We start from the raw sequence: 17,907 nt of genomic DNA on the forward strand, positions 1-17,907 counted from the left end.
GCAAGGTACCGGTTCAGTGCGCCAACCGGCGGCGAAATCGACATGTCGTTGTCGTTCAGGACCACCAGCAACGGGATGTCCTCGCACACGCCGGCGTTGTTCAGCGCCTCGAACGCTTCACCGGCGGTCATCGCCCCGTCGCCGATCACCGCGATCGCACGATGATGCTCGCCCTTAAGCTGGCTTGCCACTGCCATGCCCAGCGCCGCCGAGATCGACGTGCTCGAATGGGCGGTACCGAACGCATCGAACTGCGACTCCGAGCGGCGAGGGAAACCCGATATGCCGTTCCACTGGCGCAGCGTGCTCATCTGGTCCCGCCGTCCGGTCAGGATCTTGTGCGGATAGGTTTGATGGCCGACGTCCCAGACAATCCGGTCCTTCGGCGTGTCGAACACGTAGTGCAGCGCGATCGTCAACTCGACAGTGCCAAGATTGGACGACAAGTGGCCACCGGTACGCGACACGCTGTCGAGCACGAAGGCCCTAAGCTCGTTGGCCAGCGCCTTCAAATCTGTGCGCGACAGCGAACGCAACTGGGCAGGATGGTCGATCGTGGGAAGTAGTAGAGTCATTGGGTTAGCCGTACTGACGCCAGGCTGTGCCGGCCTGCTGTGTCGATTTTTCTGTGCTGCCACACCGGAGCCGGGCTGTGTCGTCGCGCCTGGGCCGGGGCGATGCGTGCCGCCTCACACCAGCCACTGCCCGAACGCGCGCAGCAGCCGGTCCATGTCATGCGCTGTCAGATTGCCCATCGTCGAGATGCGGAACAACTCGGCCGACAAGCCGCCCTGCCCCGCATAAATGACGAATCCATGCAGCTTCAATGCATCGTGCAGCTGGGCGTAGTCGATCTTCGGCGGCAAGCGGTACGCGCGCAGCACGACAGACGATTCCTGCGGCGACAGTACGCCATCCACGCCTAGTCGCGCCAAGCCGTCGCGCACTTGCTCGGCCAGCTTGCGATAACGCGCATGACGCTCGCGCCAGCCGCCCTCGTCCTCCAGCTCGCGCAGTGCCTCGACCAGCGCGTAATACGCGTGCACCGACGGCGTGAACGGTGTATTGCGCTCGTCCTGCAAGCGCGCCAGCCGCCCGAGGTCCAGGTAAAACGCCCGGCTTGCCGCGTCGGCCAGCGCCGCGCGACGCACCACGACGAATGATGCCCCGGGCACCCCATGCAAACATTTGTTCGCTGTCGCCGCAACCGCGACGAGCGCAGGGTCGGCAAAGTCGATGGCCTCCGCGCCGAAGCTGCTGACGCCATCCAGCAGCACGCCGACGCCGCGGGCGCGGCACGCGGCGAGCACGCCACCGAGTTCGTTCAAACGGCCCGTGGTCGTCTCATGGTGCACCAACGCAACGTGGGTGAACGGCCGTTGCGCACGCGCTGCGTCATCCAGCCGCGCCGCCAACGCCTGGACATCGGGCGCGTCGATCCATCGATGCGCGGCTACCTCGTGGTCAATCCGATAGTGACGCGCGATGTGCGTGATCCGCTCGCCATATACACCGTTCTCGACCACCAGCAAGCGGCCATGCTCGGGTACCAACGCGGCAACCATGCTCTCCACCGCGCCCGTGCCCGACGCAGTCATCAGGACTGCTTGCCATTCGGCGGAGTCAAGCGCATAGACGCCCACCAACTGTTCGCGCGCCTCTTGCTGCAAATCGTAGAATTCGGGCTCGCGATGGCATAGGTCGGGCTGCAGCAAGCTCTGTCGTACGCGCTCCGTCAGCGTGACCGGCCCCGGGTTCAGTAATAGCATCAGCGGCCTCCCGCACACTGCGCGATGTGGTTCATCAAACGCTCCTTCACTTGCTCTGGCGTCACGCACGGTCGTGGCAGGTTCTCTGGCGAGCCGGGCCGTATTTTGATACATGCGAAACGTGGCCCGTCGCCAAGCGGCTCGGCGTTGAAAACCCGCCGCAGCACACCGAGATCGTCCCCGTCAATCACGAGCCCGTACCCGCACGCCGCGGCCACGCCCGCGAACGACATGCCAGGTGATACGCTCGCCTGGCCACCGGTCGAATCGTGCACGCCGTTGTCTAGCACGATATGCACGAGGTTGGATGCCCCATAAGCGCCCAGCGTCGCAAACGCGCCCATGCGCATCAACGCGGCCCCATCGCCATCGAGCGCCACCACGCGCAGGTCAGGCCGTGCCAGCGCGAGTCCGAGCGCGATCGTCATCACGCAACCCATCGAGCCAACCATGTACAACTGGTTTGGCCGGTCGTGCAGCGCATACAGTTCGCGACCACAGAAACCGGTGGACGCCAATACCACGCTGCCCTGCGCCGGTGTTGCGTCGATCACCGCACGCAGTACGTCGCTGCGCGACGGCAATCCTTCACGCGTCACGCCGCGTAGCATCGATTCGATCGGCACCGCCGCGCGCCGTGCGCGGGCCGTGGCGCCGCGCAGCGGATAGGGTGCGACGCTCCCCTTCTGCATGACCAGCGCATAGGGCCGACCGGTGGCGTCCATATGCGCGATCGCTCGGTCCAGCGCCGCACGGATACTGCCTGCGTCGGTCGGAAAAGTCTCCCATGGAATCTCCATCGTCTGGAGCATGACCGGGGTGATCGGCCCCATCAACGCGTGCTGCGGCTCATCAGCCACGCCTGGCTGGCCACGCCAGGTGATGACCAACAACTGCGGCAGCCGGAACGTCCAAGTCAGCGAAGTCAGCGGACTGACGGCGTTGCCGAGCCCGGAGTTCTGCATCATCGTGACACCGCGCCGGCCGGCCAGCGTCGCGCCTGCAATCAGCGCCACCGCATCACCCTCGTTTGCTGCACTCAGGTAATGCAGCGACGGCGCCTGCAACACGTAGTTGATGAAAGGCGTCAAGAACGAGCACGGCACACCCGCGTACCAGTCAAATCCGCGTTCGCGCGCCGCGTCGACGAACTGCGCCGCGTCAATCATTGCCGCCTCCGGCGCTCGCCTCCGCGATCGGGACCTGCGTATGGGCGAAATCCGCCGCCCGGCGAAAATCGTCCAGGTCATTAACGCCACGCCAGTGTCCGTGCACATATTGCACTTCGATCTGCTCACCGGCATCAACCAGCGCATTGAGCAGCGCCGGCATGTCCAGTGAATCGAAGTCGCCGCGCTCGCGCAGCGTCGCAAAAATACGCTGAAGTTTCTCGCGTCCTTCACCACGCACGCCCAGCAGGCCAATCCAGCGCCCGTGCGGCGCCGTGCCATCCGGCGCGGTTGCCTCGCTGCTCACGCGCCGCAGCACGACCTTCTGCCCGAACAGGCCCCGGTCGTCGCCACTGGAGCAGTACGCGAAATCGCGCACGCTCTGGTTGGTCGGCTGCGTCTGCGACGAATCGACGATCACGCAAAAGTGTGCATCGCTTTCGACCAGGTCGTGCAGGATATAGCTGCGAAACAATAGATCACCATACGAGATGACGGTATCGTGCTCGAACGCCTGCGTCGCACACGCGAGCGACGCCAGCTCGCCGGTCGTCTCGTGCCGCTCGTTGACCACCAGGCGAATGCCCGCCGTGTCGATCGCATCGGCACGGTAGCCGCCCACGACCGTGATATCGTTCACGCCCTGCTTCTTGAAGCCATCGACGAGCCAACGTAGCAACGGCTTACCCGCGATGGGCAACATCACCTTGGGCCGCTGCGCGGTGACCGCCTCCAGTCCACGCCCCCGGCTCGCGGCCAACACGAGCGCCGTGCGCGGCGCGCGTGCGGTCAGATAGACGCGCTCGGCGGCCGAATATTCGTCCGCGCCTTGCAAGCGGAAAATCTCATTGACCGACGCGATCCGGTCCTCGACGCCGACCAGCGTCTCGCTGTCGTGAATTTCCTTGGCGACGGCCTGCATCGCCGACGTGGCCGCGCGTATCAAGTGATTCGCCCAAATCACGACACTGATACCCGCATTGCGGAAGACCTGCGTCGGCGTACTGTAGTACTTCGTCGGCACGATCACCAACGGAGCACGATGGGCCCATTCACGTGCAAATGCCACGATTTCGTCGGCTCGCGCCAGCTTGCTGTGGATCAGAATCGCATCAGCCCCGGCCGCGTGATACGCCTCGGCGCGGCGCAGCGCCTCGTCCATGCCCCAACCGGCAATCAACGCCTCGACCCGCGCGACAATCGAAAAGTCCGGGTCGCCCTGCGAATCCTTGCCGGCCTTGATCTTGCCGCAGAACTCGTCAACGTCCGCTAGCGGCTGCCGTTCGCCGCCGATGAAGCTGTTGGTCTTCGGGAATTGCTTGTCCTCGATGCATACGCCGGCCACGCCGCGCTGCTCCAGCTTTTTGACCAGCCGCCGCACGTTGTTGAAATTGCCGTAGCCGGTATCGCCGTCGAGCAGAATCGGTAGGTCGCTCGCATCGACCATGAATTCCAGCGTGTCGACCACCTGTGTCCAGCTTGCCTCATTGTTGTCGCGCACGCCGTATTGCGCCGAGATCGCTAGGCCCGACGCCCAGATGGCGTCAAAGCCCGCTTCGCGCACGATCCGCGCAGACAGCCCATTGTGCGCCTCCATCATGAATTCCAGCTTATCGGAGGTCAGCATGCGGCGCAGCCGCGCCGCACGGCTTGGCGCGCGTGCGACAAAGGTATCGGGGGCGTTCATGAATTCAACCAGCTCCTGTCTCAACGTGATGCGTTCGTGCTCGCCACGACCACCGGCTGCAGCAAGGGCAGTACCTGCGTTCGCGCGCGCTCGACATCCGCGGCAAAATCGATTTCGATCCATGGCGCACCGGTCACGTCGGCCGCTTCGAAGACATGGCTGCGCTCGAGCAGCAGGTCCCGCAGCGCTTCCTCGTGTGGCAAGTTCGCGCGGCCGCTGCCGACATAGTCGGCAGCGATCTGCGCCAGACGTTGCGCGGCCCCCTCAGTCAGGCGGAAGAACCCCACCGACTCGCCCATCGTGTCGTATCGCAGGTCGGCCGCGACCTGCTTGCGCAACTCGATGGGCACCCCGTCGCGCAAGCACAGCTTGACTGGTTCGTCGCCCGGCTCGACATCACGATCAATCAGCAACCGGTTCACATGCTTGCCGGCCACCAGCGGCGCCATGATACGCTCGTCATACAGCACGTCGGCATCCATCAGCAACACATCCCCACCCGCGCACAGCGCGTCGGATACCACGTGCACCGTCAGCACGCTGCCCAACTCGTAATCCGGGTTAAGCACGATGCGCGGCGGCGGCGCCCAACCCAGGCGCAGCAACTCGGCCTCGATCGTCTCGTGGTGAAAGCCTAGGGCCAATACGATTTCGCCCACACCGACCGCCCTGAGCAACTGCAAATGGCGCTCGAGCAGTGTCATGCCGTCGAACTGTAGCAGGCATTTGGGCAACTGCTTGTTCTCGGGCTGGACCAAGCGCAGGCCGCGGCCCGCAGCGAGAATAATGGCGCGCATTGATACTCCCGTGTGATTCTTCTACGGCTGTTGATTTGCAGATCCGGGCGAGGCGCCCAAATCGACGCGTTGCGCTACCCGACACACTAGTCGGCTGCCGGCATGCGCACAGCACGGCGGCGTTGCCAGCGATGCTCGGAAAAATGCAGATACACCAGCCCCGGCACGCCAAGCAGGATCTCGCGGGCGCGCTTGGCTAGCGACAGCGCGAGGGCCGTGTCCGGCGGCAAGCCGACCAGCGGCGCAAGCAGCAAGTACCCGCCCTCCTGCACCCCAAGCGAGCCCGGGATCATGAACGCTGCGCCGCGGATGGCCTGCCCGATGCTCTCGAGCAACAGTGCGTCGCCCCAGCCGACCGGATGTCCAATCAGCTTTAGGATCAGCCAGACTTCCCCGGTGCCAACGATCCAGCCGGACAGGCTCAATGCGAAGCTTACCGCCACCGCACGCGGCTGCCGATACAGCGCGGCCACGTGCGCATCCACCGCATCGGCGCGATCGAAAAGCGCTGACCAGTCGCGTCGCGCCGACAGCTTGGACATCACGCGCGACAGCCGCCCGAACAAGCGCCGCCGTTGCGCCATGTAAAAACCGTACAGCAGCAGCGCAAAGCCCGTGCTCGCAGCCAGCAACGGCGTGCGCAGATTGCCAAGTGCACCATGCGCCGCATCAGCCGCGAACACGGCCAGGCCCAGCAACGCAAACACGACTTGCGCGATCGTTTGCCACGTCGTGCTGACGGTAATCACCGCCGCCGATTCCGGTAGCGACAATCGACGCTGCGCCAGATGCCGCACCATCAGCAACGGCCCGCCGATCTGGCCGGCCGGCAGTAAGCTGTTGACCGATTCGCCGGCCCAGCGCGTCAGCACTGCGTCACCGATCGTCACGCCGCCGCGGTCACCCGCCAGCACACGGATCGCCGCCGCATCGACCACCACCGGCAAACCATGGAACGCGGCTACGAGCAGCAAGCCGAAGCCGGCGGCCGACAACGCGGCCATCAACGGTGCGATACCCTGCCATGCCAGTAGCGCGACGAACAGCGACGCGCCGATCGTCAACGAAATCCACGCTGCACGTGTCATGTGCGTGTTCGCTTGCCGGCCCACTGCCGGAATACTTGCCGGAAACCGAAGTAGGCGATCGCGTCCTTCATGTTCGATACGAACCGCTGGAGCCGCCCCATGCTCGGATCGGTCACGTACTCGAATGTCAACGATACGCGCCTCTCGTTCACGCCCAGCGGCGTGATCCGATGCTGCAGCTTGTCTCCATCGAAAAAGACCAGCCCGCCGGGCGGCAACTGCACTGCCGCCTCGACGACGGGCAGGCCCGGCTCGCGAGTGTGCAGCCGGTATTCCAGCTTGCACGACGATTCGTCAACCACGCCCAGCAGCAGCGTGTACCGCCGGCCATGGTAGTACGACGTATCGTAGTGCCAGCCGATATGATCGCCGGGCTTGGTATAGAAGTAGAGTGCGTATGCATGGGGATCCGTGTCGGGACAGGCCATCAGGCGGTCTCCGCACAGTGCCTCCAGCCAGCGAATCAACGCCGGCGAACGATACAATTGGGCGATCACCGGTGCAAGCCGGTCGATCGTATGCCTGCTGACACTGCCGCCCTGCTTGTGCCCAGGCAGGTAGTTGCGATTCACTTCGCCGTCGACCCGGCGCACCGCGTCCACCAGCCGGGTGGTCATGTCCGGCGCCAGGAATGTGTCGAGGAACAAGAACGCGCCCTGCTCGCCGAACGTCTCGCGCAGCCGCTCGGTATCGAGCGTCGCGATACGCTCGTGCATCGACGCGTCCACTATCGTGCTGCACTGATGTCCGACGCCCGCGCCGTCGCGGGCCAGCCCGGCCGTGGCATTCATGGCGCCGAGCCGCAATGGCTCGCCGCGGCAGTCTGCGTGCCCCGTCGCATCGTGCGGCGGTAGTCAAGCGCGACCCACGCCGCGAACAGCGGCGCGCCGATTGCCGCCACCAACAGGAACGGCGTCACGCCATCCAGCAACGTGACCAACGGCAGCAGGTAAAGTACGTCCTCGGTTTCGAAGCCGGCCAAAAACGCCTGGCGCGTGCCAGCCTTGCCCGCACGCTGCTCGATGCGCATGCGCAAGAAGAAAATCAATGCCACGGCGAGGCCGGCCACCCAACCGAGCCACACGGGCACCGCCGGCAGCGACGCGTGTGCATCGGCGGGGACACCCAACCCCATGCCGACGAACAACCCGATTGTGACCAGCGCGTCTGCCGCCAGGTCGTAGAAGTGGCCCAGCCGACTCGATTTACCGCTGATGCGGGCCAACTCGCCGTCCGTATGGTCGACGAAATTGGACAACACGATCAGCAACGCGCCGACGTTGGCCCAGCCGTATCCGCCGGCGGCCAGCGCCGCCGCGCCGGCCAAGCCGATCAACAGGCGCAGCGTCGTCAGGTGGTTCGGCGTGACCGAGGTGTCTTTCAGGGGCATCACGAGCCGGCGAGCGAGCCGTGCATCCCATTGCCGAGGCGGCGCTGGCATGTCGGATGACGTCCCGAATGCCATGTTCTGTCTTTTTTCCATCCCGGAAATATATCCCTTCTGTGCGCCCATTGCAGTCCAGGGCCACGTACGCAACGCGGCGATGCCGAGGGGAACCCCAGATTGACTAGGTTTCGGCTGGGTTCACCACAGGTTTATCCACAGAAACTGTTGATAACTTTTACCCCTATTCGGCCAACATTGTTATGCTTCGCCCCACGACTTGACATCCGGCCAAACTCGATGTAGCCGTCATCACAGATGGCTCGACGCGCTGGTGGCATCGACGCCCACCCCGGTCGCGGCGCTCGTCATCCGCGACAGCACGTGCGCGGTCATGCCGCGCGCCAACTCGCTATCCCCAATAAACACGGTGCCGACTCGCTCTGATTCGAGCAACGCGGCCTCGTCGTCGTTATCGGTGCACAACACCGCTTCGATAGACGGGTTCAGCGTGCGGGCGGTGTCGACGATCTTGCGAACATCGAAGGTGTCCGGCAACGTCACCACCAGCATTCCGGCGCGTGCGACGTGCGCCTGCACCAGCACCATCGGATCGGACGCGTCGCCGCACACAGCGGGCACCTGCTCGGCGCGCAGCTTCTCGACGATATCGCGATGCTGTTCGGCCACCACATAGGGGATCCGATGCATGGCCAGCGTCTGCGCGACACGGCGGCCGACCCGGCCATAGCCGACGATCACAACTTGGCCGGTCAGGTGCGCCTGCGGCACCGTCATCGGCAGCGCGGCGAGCGGATCTTCGCGGCACTCCATCCGTCGCGCCAGGCTGGAACGATTACGGATCCATGCCTGCGCCGGCTCGATCGCGGCGAACACGAGCGAATTCAACGCAATGGAGATCAACGAGCCGGCCAAGATCAAGTCCTGCCCCTCTTTCGGCAACAAGCCGAGCGACATCCCCAGTCCGGCCAGGATGAACGAGAACTCGCCGATTTGCGCAAGGCTCGCGCCGACGGTCAACGCGCTATTCAGCGGATAGCGGAAGGCGAGCACCAGCGCCACCGCCGCCACTGTCTTGCCGACCATGATGATCGCGACCACGCCGAGCACGTGTAACGGCGCGTTGATCAGCACATGAGGATCGAACAGCATGCCGACCGATACGAAGAACAGTACCGAGAACGCATCGCGCAACGGCAACGTTTGGTCCGCCGCGCGATGGCTGAACTCGGACTCGCGCATCATCATGCCAGCGAAGAATGCGCCCAGCGCGAACGACACATCGAACAGACGTGCCGAGCCGTACGCCACGCCCACTGCGGCGACAATCACGCACAATGTGAATAGCTCGCGCGAACCGGTGCGGGCCACCAGGAACAACAGGCGCGGGAACACCCGGCGGCCAACCACCAGCATCAGTGCGATGAAGGCGGCGACCTTCGCGAACGTTACGCCAACCATTGCCCACAGGCTGGGCTGCGGCGCGGCGGCGCGCGCCTGCGTCAATTCCGCACCATGGTTGCCGTCCAACGAGCCGCCAAGCAGGCCAGCCAACGGTGGAAGCAACACCAGCACGAGCACCATGACCAGGTCCTCGACGACCAGCCAACCGACCGCAATACGGCCGTTGGCCGAATCAAGCTGGCCGCGCGCCTCCAGCGCACGCAGCAACACAACGGTGCTGGCCACCGATAGCGCCAGCCCGAAGACGAGTGACACGCCAATCGGCCAGCCCCACCACATCGCCGTGGCCATGCCGAGCGCCGTCGCCACCGCGATCTGGACGATTGCGCCGGGCACGGCGATGCGCTTGACGGCCAGCAGGTCGTCGAGCGAGAAATGCAGGCCGACGCCGAACATCAGCAGCATCACACCGATCTCGGAAAGCTGGCCAGCAAGCGCCACGTCGCCGACAAAACCCGGCGTCGCAGGTCCGCACAGCACGCCGGCCAACAGGTAACCGACGAGCGGCGGCATCCTAAACCACGACGCGGCGTAGCCGAGGATCATCGCGAGCCCGAGCCCGGTTGCGATCAGGGTGATGAGGCTGATGTCGTGAGGCATGCGACTCCTTCAAAAATCCGGGGATAAGCTTACAAAAGCCTTAATGATACGGGAGCTTAACGTCTCTATGGCGATCGACGTGCTAGAAATGGCTGGAATTACGCACAAAAATGACGCGCGATGGGCTGGCCGAGCACCGTGCCCGGCGCGTCGAGTAAAATTGCCGTCCCATCTCAATCAGGGCAGCAGTATGGAGCTTCACGAACAGATCGACGCGGTGCAACGGCTGATTGACCGCCTCGCCAGCGCCGTGCCGGCGGCTCCGGCGGCTCCGGCGGCTTCAGCGGCTTCGGCGGCTTCGGCGACTTCAGCAACTCCGGCTGACTCGACAAAAGAAACAGCCAATGATCCCACACCGCCTCAGTTGCACTTCAATCGTCCATCGCAAAACGAAATCGTCGTGACACTCGGCGAGCACTCCGTTACGCTCGGACCCGCCGATATTTCAGCGATCATTGAGGAGCTAGCGATCGCGCGTGCCTCGATGACGCCTGAGCCGCCCGCTGCACTGCCGCCGGGCTGGCGCTTCGCGGCAACACAGGATCCGGCGATCGCCACGCAATCACGCAACAATGGCTCGAAACTTGTCGTGTTCCGCCATACCGGCTATGGTTGGGTGCCGTTTACCTTTACGCCGAACATGGTGATGAACCTGCTAGCCGCGCTATCCGCGAAGTAGCGCATCGCCACAGCGATATGCCACCCTGCTACTTGTCGATGCACGCGCCCACGCGCCATACGGGTCAATGTCGATGGGCCAATGCCGATCCGGCGAGATGCCGCTTCATCTCGCGCAAATCGAGGGCCGTGAACTCAACGCTTCAACGCAGGATCAGCGCCGACACTCGCGCTATAGCCTTCCCGCATTCAAGCCAAAGGGATCTTGTCAATGCATTCTGGATATCCAGATTCCCCATCGACACTTTCCAGAAATCCGGAAAATACGGCATTTCATTTCATCCTCATAACCCTTAACAGTCAAAGACTTATACCAATCGGACGAGGTTGGCATCAGCCTTGCACATAAGTGCCCACGGCCACCAAGCCAAGACACAACTACAGCCAGGAGACATCGCATGTCCGTTCGTCGTTCCCGCTCACGCTGAACCCGCGCAGCGCACGCAACGCGTTATCCGCGCACGCCTGTGACAAACCTGTCCGGGCCTGCGATTCTTATCACAAACGATAAGGGTATCTATCGTGAAAAAACCCCTCTACAAGGTCCTTTACGTCCAGGTGCTATTTGCCATCGCATTGGGCATCCTGCTAGGCCATTACTACCCACAATTAGCGATACAAATGAAACCGCTGGGTGACGCGTTCATCAAGCTGATCAAGCTGGTGATCGGACCGATCATTTTCTGCACCGTGGTGTCCGGCATCGCCGGCATGCAGGACATGAAGAAGGTGGGCCGCGTCGGCGGCAAGGCGTTGCTGTACTTCGAGGTCGTCTCGACGTTCGCCCTGCTGATCGGCCTGGCCGCTACGCATATCCTAAAGCCCGGCGTGGGCTTGAACGTCGATCCGGCCACGCTCGACAGCAAGGCGGCGTCGATATATGTGCAAAAAGCGCATGGCCAGACGACAGTCGATTTCCTGATACACCTGATCCCCGACACATTCTTTAGCGCCTTCGCGCAAGGCGACATCCTTCAAATCCTGCTAATCGCGATCCTGTTCGGTAGTGTGCTGGCCCACCTGGGCGAGCGCGGCGCCAAAGTGTCCGCATTCATCAGCAGCATCTCGCAGGTGTTCTTTGGCATGGTGCACCTGATTACGAAGGTTGCACCGCTCGGCGCGTTCGGCGCAATGGCGTTCACGATCGGCAAGTACGGGGTCGGCTCGCTGCTGCCGCTGCTCAAGCTAATAGGCACGTTTTACCTGACGTCATTGCTGTTCGTGCTGGTTGTGCTCGGCACGATTGCGCGTGCCGTCGGCTTCAGCATCGTGCGTTTTCTCGGCTACATTAAGGAGGAGTTGCTGATCGTGCTCGGCACCAGTTCGTCCGAGGCGGCGCTGCCGCACCTAATGGAAAAGCTCGAGAAGCTCGGATGCTCGCGCTCGGTCGTCGGCCTGGTCGTGCCGACCGGTTACTCGTTCAATCTCGACGGCACGAACATTTATATGACGATGGCCGTTCTGTTCATTGCACAGGCGACCCATACTGACCTGACATGGGGCCAGCAGCTGACACTGCTGGCCGTCGCGATGCTCACATCCAAAGGCGCGAGCGGCGTCACCGGCGCCGGGTTCATCACGCTCGCCGCGACGCTGGCAGTCGTGCCGACGATTCCGCTCGCCGGCATGGTGCTGATCCTTGGCATCGACCGCTTCATGAGCGAGTGTCGTGCGCTGACCAACATCATCGGCAATGGCGTGGCAACGGTCGTCGTGTCCGCGTGGGAGCATGAGCTCGATCGCGACAAGCTCAAGCGCGTGATGCGCCAGCCGGCAAGCATCGAAGCGGAAGCGACCGCATAGGCGAGCGCACGGCGTTGTGCCACAATGATGCACCCATCCGCTGCTCTCCTGACATCTCGCCGTGCTACGCCGTACCGCCGTATTGCTGGTGCTCGCCGCGGTTATCATCGCAAGCTGCGTCGCGGCCTGGTCGAGCGCGCGCACCCATGCGATCGACCGCTTGCGCGAGGCGTCGGCCGCGCGCGCGGCACGCACGAGCGCCACACTGCAAGCCGCGCTGGACCGCTACGAGCCCCTACCGTACCTGCTCTCCACGCATCCTCTGGTGCAGGATGCGCTGCGGCAGCCAAACGGTGAAGCGGTCGCCCGCGCGAATCGCTACCTGGAGGAAATCGCACAGCGCTCGAAGGCGTCACAAGCCTACCTGATCACCGGCGACGGCCTGTGCGTAGCAGCCAGCAACTGGCGCGAACCCGACAGCTTCGTCGGGATGCGCTATGTTTTCCGGCCATACTTCGTCGCCGCGGTCGCGGGACGCGAGGACCACTTTTTCGGGATCGGCACGCGCTCGCATCAGGCCGGCTACTATATTTCCCAGCCGGTCTCATACAATGGGACTCAAATCGGCGTCGTGGTGATCAAGATCGACCTGAGCTGGTTCCCGCCGCAAGACCGGTCCGAGCCGCTGTTCGTCACCGATGCCAACGGTATCGTCATCCTGTCATCGATCCCATCGTGGCGGTACCATACGACGCGCCCGTTGTCGAACCAGGCGTCGGCATGGATTCGCGACACCGAGCAGTACAGTGACGAGCCGTTGAAGCCGTTGCCGCTGACCAAGGTGCGCACGCGCGCGGCAGGGGCGGAGCTAGTACGGTTCGGCTCGGGCCCACCGGCACCGCTGTATCTACAAACCGAACAGCCGCTGAGCGAGCTTGGCTGGCAGTTGACGGTACTGTCGCCGCTGGACGATGTCGATGCACGGGCGCGCGCGATGACGGTGGCGACCGGTTTGGCGCTGCTGATTGCCGCGCTGTTGGGCTTTTACTGGCGGCTACGACGGGCCAAGCTGCGCGAAATGGAGTACGGTCGCCGGATGCTGCAGAGCGCCTATGCAGAGTTGAACCAGCGCGTCGCGGAGCGCACCGCGGACCTGTCGGCAGCCAACGAGCAACTCACGCGCGAAGTCAGCGAGCGCACGCGCGCGGAAGCGGAACTGCGCGCTGCACAAGACGAACTCGTGCAAGCCAGTAAACTGGCTGCACTCGGGCAAATGGCCGCTGGCATCACCCATGAGCTGAACCAGCCGCTCGCCGCGCTGCGCACGTTTTCGGATAACACACGGGTGCTAATCGAGCGTAACGCGCTGGATGCGGCACGCGAGAACCTGCAGGCCATCGCGATACTGATTGACAGGATGGGGCGCATCACGAACCAGTTGAAACTATTCGTCAGCAAGCGGCGCCCGCGCGATGCACACGCTATCGTCGCGCAGGCGCTGCGCAACGCATTGGTGATGTTGCGCGACAAGCTTGCCGGCATCGACGTGCGAGTCGTGAGTGTGCACGCCGGTGGCAAGCGCGCGCCGTTCGATTTGAATGCACTTAATACGTCGCCCGCTGTGCGATGTGATGACCTGCGCGTCGAGCAGGCGCTGATCAACCTGATCGGCAACGCAGCCGATGCGCTCGCCAGCCACCCGACGGCGCGCATTATCATCGAAGTCGACACGCGCCCCGACGTCGTAGCGATCGCCGTCATCGACAACGGTCCCGGCATCGCCGCCGACGTGCTGCCCCGGCTGTTCGAGCCATTTTTCACCACCAAGGAAATGGGGCAAGGGCTGGGGCTCGGGCTGGCGATTGCCGCGTCGATCGTGCGCGACGCGGGCGGCACGCTAAGCGTGGCCACCGCGCGCGACAAGGATCGTGATGCGACGGCGCGCGGCGCATGCTTCGTGATGACGCTGCCACGCGCGTATGCGCGCTCGAGCCAGGACGCGCCGGCATGACCACGCATCACCCACGCCATTGACCACCGCATGAACAACCACGACCATGACCGACGGCTTGCAGGTATTGTTCATTGAAAACGACGAGCTGGTACGGCACGCCAACGTCCAGAGCCTGATGCTCGGCGGCTTCGACGTGACCGGCTATCCGAGCGTAGAAGCCGCGCTAGACGCGATGCACGCTGCCGGCGCCAGCGTGCCCGGCGCGATTGTCACGGATGTCCGGCTGCCCGGGGCGAGCGGCCTGGAACTGCTGTCGCTGATGCGCGAGCGGGCGCCGGATGTGCCCGTGATCGTCGTCACGGGTCATGGCGATATCTCAATGGCGGTGCAGGCGATGCGCGACGGCGCGTACGACTTCATTGAAAAACCCTTTTCGTCGGAGCGCCTCGCCGATGCCGTGCGCCGCGCGCTCGAACGGCGCGCGTTGCAACTAGAGAACCGTGCACTGCGCCGAGAGCTGGCGGCCCAGCGTCCCGACACCGTGCACATCATCGGCACGAGCGCGGCGATCGACCAGGTCCGCACGATGATCGCCAACGTCGCGCCGACCGATGCCGCCGTGCTGATCAACGGCGAAACCGGCACCGGCAAGGAATTGATCGCACGGGCATTGCATGAACAATCCGCGCGCCGCAACCGACCGTTCGTCGCGATCAACTGCGCAGCACTACCCGAGTCGATGTTCGAGTCGGAGATGTTCGGCTACGAGCAAGGCGCCTTCACGGGTGCGACGCGACGCCGCGTCGGCAAGCTCGAATATGCATCGGGCGGCACGCTGTTTCTCGACGAAGTCGAAAGCATGCCGCTCGCGCTGCAGGCAAAGCTGTTGCGCGTGCTGCAAGATGGTGTACTGGAACGGCTGGGCTCGAACACGCCAGTGCACAGTGACGTACGAATCATTGCAGCGGCCAAGGGAAACATGAACGAGCATGTGGCGGCCGGCACGTTCCGACGCGACCTGCTGTACCGCCTGAATGTCGTGACAATCACCCTGCCACCGCTCAGCGAGCGTCGCGAAGACATCATGCCGCTGTTCGAGCATTTTGTGCTCGATGCAGCGGTGCGCTACCAGCGCCCGGCGCGCGTGCTCACCGACGCGCAGCGGCACGCGCTGATGCAGCAGGACTGGCCGGGCAACGCACGCGAGTTGCGCAACGCCGCCGATCGCTTCGTGCTCGGCATCGGCTTGGACGATGTGCGGCACGCCATCCGTGCGGACAACGACGCGCAGCCCCTGAAAGAGCGCGTCGAGCAGTTCGAGCGCGCGCTGATCGCACAGGCACTGGAGGCGCACGGCGGTGCCGTATCGACTGCGGCCGAGCGCCTGCAAGTCGGTAAGGCGACACTGTACGAGAAGATCAAACGCTACGGGCTCACCCCGCGCGGCGAGGCGTGAGCACAACCTGCGTCCAGCGACGCTCGGACGGCGGTGACTGCATTTTCCCTGCCAACGCTGGACTTTTGCGCGGATATTCAATAGAATGTTATCGTCTGCAATACAAGATCGTGGTAATTACTGCGTAATTCAGGCTTTTTCGCGCAATTTCAATACGGTTGCATGAAAGGTGGGTCCACATCGGCGGACCCTTTCATCTGCCCGGCCGTGCCGGGCGCTTTAGTGGACTCGGCGGCGCGTTGCGCCCGGTCCTTCCGCCAGTCGTCCACGGACGACATTCTGCCCGTCCAGCGGCCATCGTCGCACATGCGACCGCGCAGCGGGCAACCGTGCAGCATGTGACGGCATTGTGCCGTCCGCCTCCAGCGTGCCGGGCCTCGTGCCCGCGCGTGGTCCGCCATTGTCTTTGCTTTAGGGCGCGTGCTGTATCGGCAACCCACGAGGAGAACTCAACGATGACGAGTCGTCGCGCGAAGCTATTGTCGAGCTTCATCGTGCTGACACTGATCGTGACAGCGCTGGTCCGCGCAATCGGGCTGGATGTGCTGTGCAAGTATCACGCTGATCTACTGTACTACACCGGCGCACACCTGCTGCTGGTCGGCGCGTCGATCGCGCTCGCGCTGCTCACCGGCATCCCCGCGGGCATCTTGCTGAGCCGCGCGTCGAACCCACGGCATGCGGAGCGGCTGATGCAGGTGCTGAACGTGGGCAACACCGTGCCGTCATTGGCGGTGCTCGCGCTGGCCCTCGCGGTGCTGGGCATCGGCGCCGCGCCGGCGATCGTCGCACTGTGGCTCGCGTCGTTGTTGCCGATTGCCCGCAACGCATACGAAGGCATGCGCGCGGTGCCGCCCGCGTGGCGCGAGGCGGCGCGTGGCCTGGGCATGACATCGCTGCAATCAATGTTCAAGGTCGAACTTCCCAACGCGATGCCGATCATCATCGGCGGGGTGCGCACCGCGCTCGCCATCAATGTTGGCACCGCGCCGCTGGCTTTCCTGATTGGCGCCGATAGCCTCGGCACATTGATTTTCCCGGGAATCTATCTAAATGATCCGGCCATGCTGCTGTTGGGCGCCGCATCAACTGCTGCGCTGGCGCTCGCGCTGGACGCACTCGTTGCCGGCATCGCTCGCGCCGCGCTAGCGCGGCGCGGACTGGCACTGTAACGCAAGCACAGGAGAACTTATGACCCGTTTGCTTAAATGCGTCATTGCTTGGCTGCTCGCCAGCACCGCGCTGGCGGGCGTGATACCGGCACACGCAGCGACGCTGGTCGTCGGCGGCAAGAATTTCACCGAGCAATTGCTGCTCGCGGAAATCACGTCACAATACCTGCGCTCACGCGGCTACACGGTCGAGAGCCGCAGCGGCCTGGGCAGCGTGCTGATGCGCAGCGCGCTCGAGAATCGGCAATTGGACATCGTATGGGACTACACCGGTACGGCACTGATCGTCTACAACCGAATTCATGAGAAGCTCGATCCGCAGACCGCGTACCGCCGCGTACGCGATCTGGACAAACCGCGTGGCCTGGTGTGGCTCAAGCCGTCGGCGCTAAACAACACATACGCGCTGGCGATGCCTAGCGAGCGCGCCAAACGCGACGGCATCCATACGATCTCGCAACTGGCCGCGAAGATCCAACAGGACGACCCGCGCAAGCGGCACTGGTTTGCGATGGACGCGGAGTTTGCGAACCGGCCCGACGGGTTGCGGCCATTGCAGGCGCTGTACGACTTACGACTGCGTCGCTCAGATATCAAGCAAATGGACTCCGGGCTAGTCTACACGGCGTTGCACAACAACCAAGCCATGTTTGGACTCGTCTACACGACCGATGGACGCATCAAAGGCTTTGGTATCACGGTGCTCGACGACGATCTCGGCTTTTTCCCAGCGTACAACGCAACGCCGGTGGTGCGCCGCGACGTGCTAGACCAGCACCCAGAACTCGCGAAGCAACTCGATGCACTGTCCGCGCAGATCAACAGCGAAGTGATGTCTGAGATGAACAAGCGCGTGGACATCGACGAGGAATCGATCAGCGCAGTCGCCGCCGATTTCCTACGCACGCACGCGTTGCCTTAAGCC

The 17,907-nt window shown here is 63.7% G+C and carries 15 protein-coding genes; 6 read left to right on the forward strand and 9 right to left on the reverse strand.

The genetic code is table 11. The features are described from left to right. From KPG66_RS15875 to KPG66_RS15915, 9 genes are all read right to left on the reverse strand, one after another. On the reverse strand, positions 1 to 575 hold a 575-nt coding region (locus KPG66_RS15875; RefSeq protein WP_237071433.1), incomplete at its 3' end, for a 1-deoxy-D-xylulose-5-phosphate synthase N-terminal domain-containing protein. A 114-nt stretch (positions 576 to 689) separates the two neighbouring features. Then, positions 690 to 1,769, reverse strand: a complete 1,080-nt coding sequence (locus KPG66_RS15880; protein WP_237071434.1) for a 2-aminoethylphosphonate aminotransferase — start codon at positions 1,767 to 1,769, stop codon at positions 690 to 692. Then, complete coding sequence (aepY, locus tag KPG66_RS15885; RefSeq protein WP_237071435.1) at positions 1,769 to 2,938, reverse strand: phosphonopyruvate decarboxylase; 1,170 nt, start codon at positions 2,936 to 2,938, stop codon at positions 1,769 to 1,771. Before aepY ends, KPG66_RS15880 begins: the two co-directional genes overlap by 1 nt. After that, entirely contained in the window at positions 2,931 to 4,625 is a 1,695-nt protein-coding gene (gene aepX / locus KPG66_RS15890; protein ID WP_237071437.1) for a phosphoenolpyruvate mutase, read from the reverse strand. The genes aepY and aepX overlap by 8 nt, the downstream gene beginning before the upstream one ends. 20 nt (positions 4,626 to 4,645) lie before the next feature. After that, positions 4,646 to 5,422, reverse strand: coding sequence for a phosphocholine cytidylyltransferase family protein (locus tag KPG66_RS15895; RefSeq protein WP_013428867.1), 777 nt, complete (start codon positions 5,420 to 5,422; stop codon positions 4,646 to 4,648). 86 nt (positions 5,423 to 5,508) lie between these two features. Then, positions 5,509 to 6,510 (reverse strand): lysylphosphatidylglycerol synthase domain-containing protein, encoded by a 1,002-nt coding sequence (locus KPG66_RS15900; protein WP_237071439.1) that lies wholly within the window; start codon positions 6,508 to 6,510, stop codon positions 5,509 to 5,511. Then, the gene (locus KPG66_RS15905; protein ID WP_237071455.1) at positions 6,507 to 7,226 is read right to left on the reverse strand and encodes a HalD/BesD family halogenase; all 720 of its coding nucleotides are present in this window, start codon (positions 7,224 to 7,226) and stop codon (positions 6,507 to 6,509) included. The genes KPG66_RS15900 and KPG66_RS15905 overlap by 4 nt, the downstream gene beginning before the upstream one ends. A gap of 71 nt (positions 7,227 to 7,297) precedes the next feature. After that, a complete protein-coding gene (locus KPG66_RS15910; RefSeq protein WP_370645094.1) occupies positions 7,298 to 7,951 on the reverse strand; it encodes a CDP-alcohol phosphatidyltransferase family protein in 654 nt (217 codons plus the stop codon). A gap of 255 nt (positions 7,952 to 8,206) precedes the next feature. Next, positions 8,207 to 9,979, reverse strand: a complete 1,773-nt coding sequence (locus KPG66_RS15915; RefSeq protein WP_237071441.1) for a cation:proton antiporter domain-containing protein — start codon at positions 9,977 to 9,979, stop codon at positions 8,207 to 8,209. Positions 9,980 to 10,169: 190 nt separating this feature from the next. Here KPG66_RS15915 and KPG66_RS15920 point away from each other — a divergent pair, with 190 nt between their 5' ends. From KPG66_RS15920 to KPG66_RS15945, 6 genes are all read left to right on the forward strand, one after another. Next, complete coding sequence (locus tag KPG66_RS15920; protein ID WP_237071443.1) at positions 10,170 to 10,658, forward strand: hypothetical protein; 489 nt, start codon at positions 10,170 to 10,172, stop codon at positions 10,656 to 10,658. 518 nt (positions 10,659 to 11,176) lie between these two features. Further along, complete coding sequence (locus KPG66_RS15925; RefSeq protein ID WP_237071457.1) at positions 11,177 to 12,460, forward strand: dicarboxylate/amino acid:cation symporter; 1,284 nt, start codon at positions 11,177 to 11,179, stop codon at positions 12,458 to 12,460. Positions 12,461 to 12,521: 61 nt separating this feature from the next. Continuing rightward, positions 12,522 to 14,411, forward strand: a complete 1,890-nt coding sequence (locus KPG66_RS15930) for a sensor histidine kinase (RefSeq protein ID WP_237071445.1) — start codon at positions 12,522 to 12,524, stop codon at positions 14,409 to 14,411. A 46-nt stretch (positions 14,412 to 14,457) separates the two neighbouring features. Beyond that, entirely contained in the window at positions 14,458 to 15,810 is a 1,353-nt protein-coding gene (locus tag KPG66_RS15935) for a sigma-54-dependent transcriptional regulator (RefSeq protein ID WP_237071446.1), read from the forward strand. A gap of 455 nt (positions 15,811 to 16,265) precedes the next feature. Then, positions 16,266 to 16,982 carry an ABC transporter permease gene (locus KPG66_RS15940; RefSeq protein ID WP_041754882.1) on the forward strand — a complete coding sequence of 239 codons (717 nt, stop codon included), beginning with the start codon at positions 16,266 to 16,268 and terminating at the stop codon, positions 16,980 to 16,982. Between the two features lie 19 nt (positions 16,983 to 17,001). Beyond that, a complete protein-coding gene (locus tag KPG66_RS15945) occupies positions 17,002 to 17,904 on the forward strand; it encodes a glycine betaine ABC transporter substrate-binding protein (protein ID WP_013428878.1) in 903 nt (300 codons plus the stop codon). Positions 17,905 to 17,907 lie beyond the last annotated feature (3 nt).

The organism is Mycetohabitans sp. B2 (genome assembly GCF_021733735.1).
GTDB classification, from domain to species: Bacteria; Pseudomonadota; Gammaproteobacteria; order Burkholderiales; family Burkholderiaceae; genus Mycetohabitans; species Mycetohabitans rhizoxinica.